The sequence below is a fragment of the Psittacicella gerlachiana genome (genome assembly GCF_003585965.1).
In the GTDB taxonomy this organism is placed as follows: Bacteria; Pseudomonadota; Gammaproteobacteria; order Enterobacterales; family Psittacicellaceae; genus Psittacicella; species Psittacicella gerlachiana.
The window spans coordinates 1-6,317 of record NZ_NRJF01000189.1; the positions used below are offsets into that span (position 1 = coordinate 1).

A 6,317-nucleotide genomic window follows, 5' to 3' on the forward strand; every position below is an offset into this window, starting at 1 on the left:
GATATAATCTTACCTCGATAAAATATAGGCATAAACCTTGATTTAAGGAGTTTTTCATGCAAATAACTACTACTTTTACTCCTTAGATTTAGCTTAGATCTCAACTTATAATATGCAATATCTCAACTCTAAACTTTTAATCCCTCTCTTAGGAGGATTACTTCTAAGTGCTTGCTCACAAAACTCCTCGCTTCAGCCTCCGAAAGCAAGTACGAGCAGTAGCAACACTACTACGCAAACTACGAGTACAACTCCTCAAAAGCAAGAGAGTATCTCCAAATCACAAGAGGCGGTAAAAGTAAAACAATCATCGCCTCAAACTCAAATTACAGAAGAACAAGCGAGATTACAAGAGGAGGCTCGCTTACAAGAACAAGCGAGATTACGTGAAGAAGCTAGACTTCGAGAAGAAAGAATCCGTCAAGAAGAAGCAAATGTCTATATTAGACAACAAGTGTATCAAGTAAATCCTCACTTTTGGCAAGGATTTCGTCAGGATTTTTTAGCTCTAGTCTTACCTCTACTCGAAAAATCTCAAAATCATTTAGCGATTAACGATTATCTTATGGCAATGAGCCAAGCTTTTCTTGCTCATGCTAATTCTCAAGTTATCAACGGTAAATATAACTTAACCTACACCCAAGAGTTTGTAAAAGTACTAGAAGCTTGTAATTGGTCAACACTTGATGATTTTTGTCATCCCCTCTTTAAAATCATTAATGCTTTTTCACTGACTACCAACAAGGATCAGTTTGCAACTATGGTGTTTGCCTATGAAGCTTATACTTATAGCTTAAGTAAATTTAGTATTGATAATCCTGAAAAAGCTTATATCTTTGAAAAGTATCTTAATGTAACAGATCAAGGCAAACAAAATCATCGTAACCTTAATCAGCTTCAACCTGTATTAAATTTTATTTACGATCCAGCATACTTATTATTTAATGATCCAAAATCCTCTCTTAAAGCTCTCGAGACCGCAGAACAAATTGGTATCACCTTGAGCTTAGGTGTAAATTTCTAACTAGGTATAAGAGTTTTATGATACGTATTTTGCAAACTGTCAGTATGTTCCTGACTTTTATAATTCCTTGGGCTTTTGCTTCTAGCCCTCAAGAGCAACAAAAAGCTCAACAAATGGTTGAAGCTAGCTTCTTTCGTGCTGATAACCTAGGTTCAAAACTAACTAAAAGTCTCGAACAAGAAATTAATAATCTTGCTCAAGGAGCGGAAGTACATCAAGCTTTCTATAATTTACTTGCAGCTTATCAGCAAGTATTTCCTCCTCAAGTAAGTAATGACAAATACCAAATTCCTTTTCTCAATGAATTTTTTACTCTAAATCAAGCTTGTACAGTTTACTTACAAACTAATCAGAGCAAGTACCAAAAAGAGTGCCAAATCATTCATGCGAGTGCTCTCATCTTCCGCAACCCTGAAATCTTTACCACAGGAATGCTTTACTTAGAAAACTTTATGTTCCATAATGGCAAATATAGTTTTATTACTCAAAGTTTTCAAGAAAAAATTGCCATTTTCTACTTACTCTTTAATGGAGAAAACTTTAAAATCCCAGTTTCTCCTCTAGCGAACCAAGTACTTGATTATCCAATTAATCTTGACTTTAAAGTATTTGCACCACAAACTTTTACGGAGATTAAACAGTATTGGCAAGAATACTTTAACATTGAGGTATCTAACTATTAAAGTCTTTTCTTTATTTAACTTTCTTTACTTCTAATAAAACTCTAAGCTCTAATATTTGATTATGAACTCCTTTGATTTTGATTTAGTTATTTTTCGGATCTATTCATTTTTTGAAAAAACCTTAATGGTCTTTGAAAAGCTCGTCATGCCTTTATACGGGGCACTCGGAGCGGTAATTCTTATGGGGCTTAAAAGTCCTTACTTTAGTGCCAACGTAATCTTTACCTTTTTCCTCCTGACCCTTGAAGCTATGCTTTTTAGCTTAATTATGCTTCGTAATAAGCGCATTGGTATTTATACTAGTATTGAAACTCTAAGAAAAGTTGCGGTCGTACGTTATATTTCCTGCCTGCTTTTGTTTACGCTTATAGATTTTATTCTTATGTATCAAGTAGCAGAATATAAGCTCATCAATACCTTTGTTATATCAATAATAACTTCTTTATTTGCGATGGCAATTCCAGCACCGATTCTATTAGAAGTTAAACAAGGGATTCATCACCAAGTATCACTATATGAAAAGTATACCGATGAATTTTTACACAACCTTGTCGCTCAAACTTTTAATCAAGCTTGTCTTGCAGAGTTTACATCTACTTATAATCAAAATATTCAACGCTTATACGACTCGGACAAACATTTTGAATATAATCGCATGATTGATGCTGCTAAAACGCATAGCATGCAAAATCTCTTACAAGCTCACACTCGTGAACTAGTTGAAGAAAAAACTTTAGAAACTATGAGTGAAGAAGTAAAACGTTTATTTCAATTTGCGGATGGACAAGAACATCTTATTGAAGAGTTTAAACGTTATGTAAAAACTCTACCTATAGATTTTGCTTATATTGAAAGGAATTTAGGTAAGGAGTAATTGAAAAATCTCTCAAGTAAGATTTCGAGAAAGAGTAAATATTTAAGGAAATTGTCTTCTAAAATACACCGTTAAAAGTGTAAAAAAACATGCCGCAGAGGATCTACGGCACAAGAGAGATTCGGTATTTTCAGAAGCTTTGTGCTTCTTATGGTCTCAATCAAGACCAGTAAATTATAAAAACTAGTTCTATAATTTACACTTTTATTTTATCAAATTTTCTAGAGTTATTTTGATTTAATTATCAAAGCCGTGGTAATCCCACGGCTTTTAGTTTTAGAAGTTGTAATTAAACTCTACACGACGGTTTTTTGCATAAGCAGCTTCGTTATGACCTAATACTGCTGGACGCTCTTCACCATAACTAATTTGACGAATATTTGCTGGATTTACACCATATTTAATTAATGCTTGCGCTACTGCTTTCGCACGTTCAGCCCCTAAAGCTACGTTGTACTCAGGAGTACCACGCTCATCGGTGTAACCTTCAAGTAAAACTTTTGCTCCAGTTGCTTTAATAAACTCAGCGTGTGCACGTACTAATTGTTCACCCTCTGCAGTTAATTGGTAGCTATCAAAAGCGAAGTATACCGTACGATATTGGTTTTGTAATTCGTTTTGGCTATAACCGCTATAGATTTTTGCATTAGGATCTTGAGTACTTAATGAAGCATTAGTAAAACTTGAATCCGCAACATTAGAACCTGAAGTAGAACAAGCAGCTACCGCAAAAGAAGCTAATACTGCAATTCCTAAACGAGTAAGTAATTTTTTATTCATAGAGTTTTTATTTCCTTAAATTATTATTGAGCACTCGGAATATTCATATTGTTAGTAGACTTTCCTTGTACTTGATTTGACCAAGCAGGGTAACTTAAAGATCCTGACAATACCGGTAATTGTACTTGATAAAAACCGTCAATTGACACGAGATTAAGCACTTTATTATTTCCTACAGTAGAAGAATAAATTACCATACGCCCACTTGGAGAAATACTTAAACTTTCATCGAGGAAAGTATTAGTAATTTGACTAATCTTATTTGAGTTGAGATTTTGTGTGGTTAAACGATCACGATTAATCATCACCATAGTTTGTACGGGATAACTAATTTGAGCATCGGTCGTTTGTCCCGAAGTACGAGAAATGCGATTCGCATTACCAGTACTTAAATCCATTTGGTAAATGGCAGCTGTACCACTACGGTCAGAAGTAAAGATCACACTATTCCCATACCAAGATGGTTCAGTATTACGTCCACGACCATTAGTTAAGTTTCTTTCGGTTCCATTGCTGAGATTACGCAGATAAAGATCTGAAGAACCATTTACTCCACTCGCATATACTAAGTACTGACCATCACTACTGTAAGCGGGAGCAGTACTATTACCTTCTTTATTTACAAGAATCGAAACTGCACGTGAATTAAGGTCATATTGCATAATACGTGAATTAAAGAGAGAATAACTCACAAAAGCAATGCGCTGATTATCTCCTGACCAGTTTGGCGAAAGAATTGGACGATCTGAAGTGTAAATTTGACGTGGATTTGCTCCATCATAGTCTGCAATATAGAGGTTATATTTATTTACCCCTGCAATTGGTTGTTGCACAAAAGCAATTTTCGTTAAAAAATCGCCAGGTTGTTTTAGTATCGCTTGATAAACATCATTAGCTGCTGTATGAGCAAGATCACGATTCTCACTAGTGTTTAAAGTCACCGTACGACTAATACACGCCTGACCTACAGGGCAAATTGCTCCTGACATATCATAGAGGTTATAGTCTAAACGCAGTTGATTAGCGTTAAGAGCACTTACTTGTCCGGTTACAAGATAGAATACCCCTGCTTTAAACCATACTTCAGGATTTAATTGACTCGATAAACTTTGCGGAAATTGATTTGCATAAATCGGAGCAAAGATCCCTGAGTTTTTTAAGTCATTACCAATAATAGTTTCTAACTTTTGTGGTAATTGGACTCCAGGACCATAATTAAAATTACCTATAGCGATTTTTGCAGCTTGGGTACGTCCTTGATCAATGGTAATAACATTAGTTCCACTAAAATCATTATTCGTAGCAATCTCAGTTTGAGCAAAAACGCTCGAACTAAGTCCAATTAAAGTTAAAGATAATAGTGAAATCTGACGAGAAAAATTTTGCAATTGTAACATAATTATCAAAAAAACTGTCTCCAAAATAAGGAGTAAAAACTTTTATTCCTTTCTCACTTTAACACAAAAAACACTAGGTTAAAGAAATATTCGGATTCAATTCAAGAACCACATTCGGGTTGAACTTACAAAAGATTCTTAATTATCAAAATCTTATTTTTGTAAAGTAAATCTTAGCATATAAAGAACTTTGTTCTTTATACCCTTGTAAATTATACGCATATTTTAAAGCTGAGGAGAGCAAACTCACAAGTTAATTTTATTACTTAATTACATATTTTTCATTAAGATAGTTAAATCCTGTACAACGAGATAATTAAGGGAGGGAATTAGCCTAAACAAGCATTACTTATTAGGATAACTAGGGATAATTTTAGCTTAATTTAAGCTACATTTTTTCTTCTAAAAACAACTAAATTTACTTGAATTGATCTCCTCAAAATTGCAATTCAGCAATTACCTTTTTTCCTAGTAATTATAGGGCTAAAACTCCTATTTTCTAGGGGAAAAAATAAGTTTTTCTTCTCTTAATTATCCGAGAGAAACTTGGGTTCACTGTCTTTTTTCCCTGATTAAAAAATTAGAGATCACTTTATGCTTTAACTTTTTGAGAGTAGGTTATGTTTTTTCCAGTGTTATAATAAAAGGTTGCTGGTTAAATGGAGTAAAAAATTATGGAATATAAAATCTTAGCCGCACCTGTAATCTTTGAAGAAGAAATTAAAAAAAGTAAATTTATTACTTACTTAGCAAAAGTCGAAAATCTCGAACAAGCCCGTGAATTTGTCAATAATTTACGTCGAGAACATCCCAAAGCCGTACATGTATGTTGGGCAACTGTAGCCGGCTTACCTCATGATCAATTACAATATTTTTCGAGTGATGATGGCGAACCCTCAGGAACAGCGGGACGCCCTATGCTCAACTCGTTAATTAATTCACAAATCGGATTTATTGTCGCTGCTACCGTACGCTACTTCGGCGGTATTCTTCTAGGTACGGGAGGCTTATGCAAAGCCTATGGTAATGGCGTCCAACAAGCCTTAAAATTAGCTCAAACCCAAATTGAATTAGAAAGAGAGCTATATTTTGTTACTTGTAGTTATGAGCAATTAAATTTAGTGCAAAGTCTCTTAAATCAATTTAATGCTAAAATTGAGTATCAAGAGTTTATGGAAGAAGTTACCACCGAATTTGCTCTGCCTACCGAAAATGTGCAAGCTATGCAAGAGCTACTCTTAGATCGCTCTGCCGGAACCCTATTTATGTTTAAGATTGAAGCTTAAAAGCTAGCTTTTCTCGTGAAAACTTTTATTTTTTCCTCAATCTTACAGTATAATATAACTAATTAAAGCCTCATGGATAGGTTCCATGAGGCTTTTTCCCAAAAGCAAAGATGATTTTTATCATTATTTTGCAGACAAAAACCTAAAAATCCGCATAAAAGTTCCTAAATTCTGCAACTTTTAGCAAAAAATTTTGTCTTACAAAAGAACCTATGACAACAACTTAATTTCTTTAAAAAATTTTAATTAGCTTTATCCTTTTATCAATAATAT

General features: G+C 34.0%; 6 protein-coding genes. 4 read left to right on the forward strand and 2 right to left on the reverse strand.

All coding sequences use genetic code 11. The annotated features are described in order from the left end of the window. Positions 1-112: 112 nt before the first annotated feature. The 3 genes from CKF59_RS06250 to CKF59_RS06260 all read left to right on the forward strand — a co-directional run bounded on the left by CKF59_RS06250 (position 113) and on the right by CKF59_RS06260 (position 2,581). Positions 113-1,024, forward strand: coding sequence for a hypothetical protein (locus tag CKF59_RS06250; RefSeq protein WP_119535090.1), 912 nt, complete (start codon positions 113-115; stop codon positions 1,022-1,024). Between the two features lie 17 nt (positions 1,025-1,041). Next, a complete protein-coding gene (locus CKF59_RS06255; RefSeq protein ID WP_147397136.1) occupies positions 1,042-1,707 on the forward strand; it encodes a hypothetical protein in 666 nt (221 codons plus the stop codon). A gap of 61 nt (positions 1,708-1,768) precedes the next feature. Further along, positions 1,769-2,581, forward strand: coding sequence for a hypothetical protein (locus CKF59_RS06260; RefSeq protein ID WP_147397137.1), 813 nt, complete (start codon positions 1,769-1,771; stop codon positions 2,579-2,581). Between the two features lie 276 nt (positions 2,582-2,857). Here CKF59_RS06260 and pal read toward each other — a convergent pair whose 3' ends face one another. Beyond that, a complete protein-coding gene (pal, locus tag CKF59_RS06265; RefSeq protein WP_119535093.1) occupies positions 2,858-3,361 on the reverse strand; it encodes a peptidoglycan-associated lipoprotein Pal in 504 nt (167 codons plus the stop codon). 23 nt (positions 3,362-3,384) lie between these two features. Then, positions 3,385-4,758, reverse strand: coding sequence for a PD40 domain-containing protein (locus CKF59_RS06270; RefSeq protein ID WP_119535094.1), 1,374 nt, complete (start codon positions 4,756-4,758; stop codon positions 3,385-3,387). A gap of 671 nt (positions 4,759-5,429) precedes the next feature. On the opposite strand from CKF59_RS06270, the gene CKF59_RS06275 reads away from it, so the two are divergent. Next, entirely contained in the window at positions 5,430-6,044 is a 615-nt protein-coding gene (locus CKF59_RS06275; protein ID WP_222985644.1) for a YigZ family protein, read from the forward strand. Positions 6,045-6,317 lie beyond the last annotated feature (273 nt).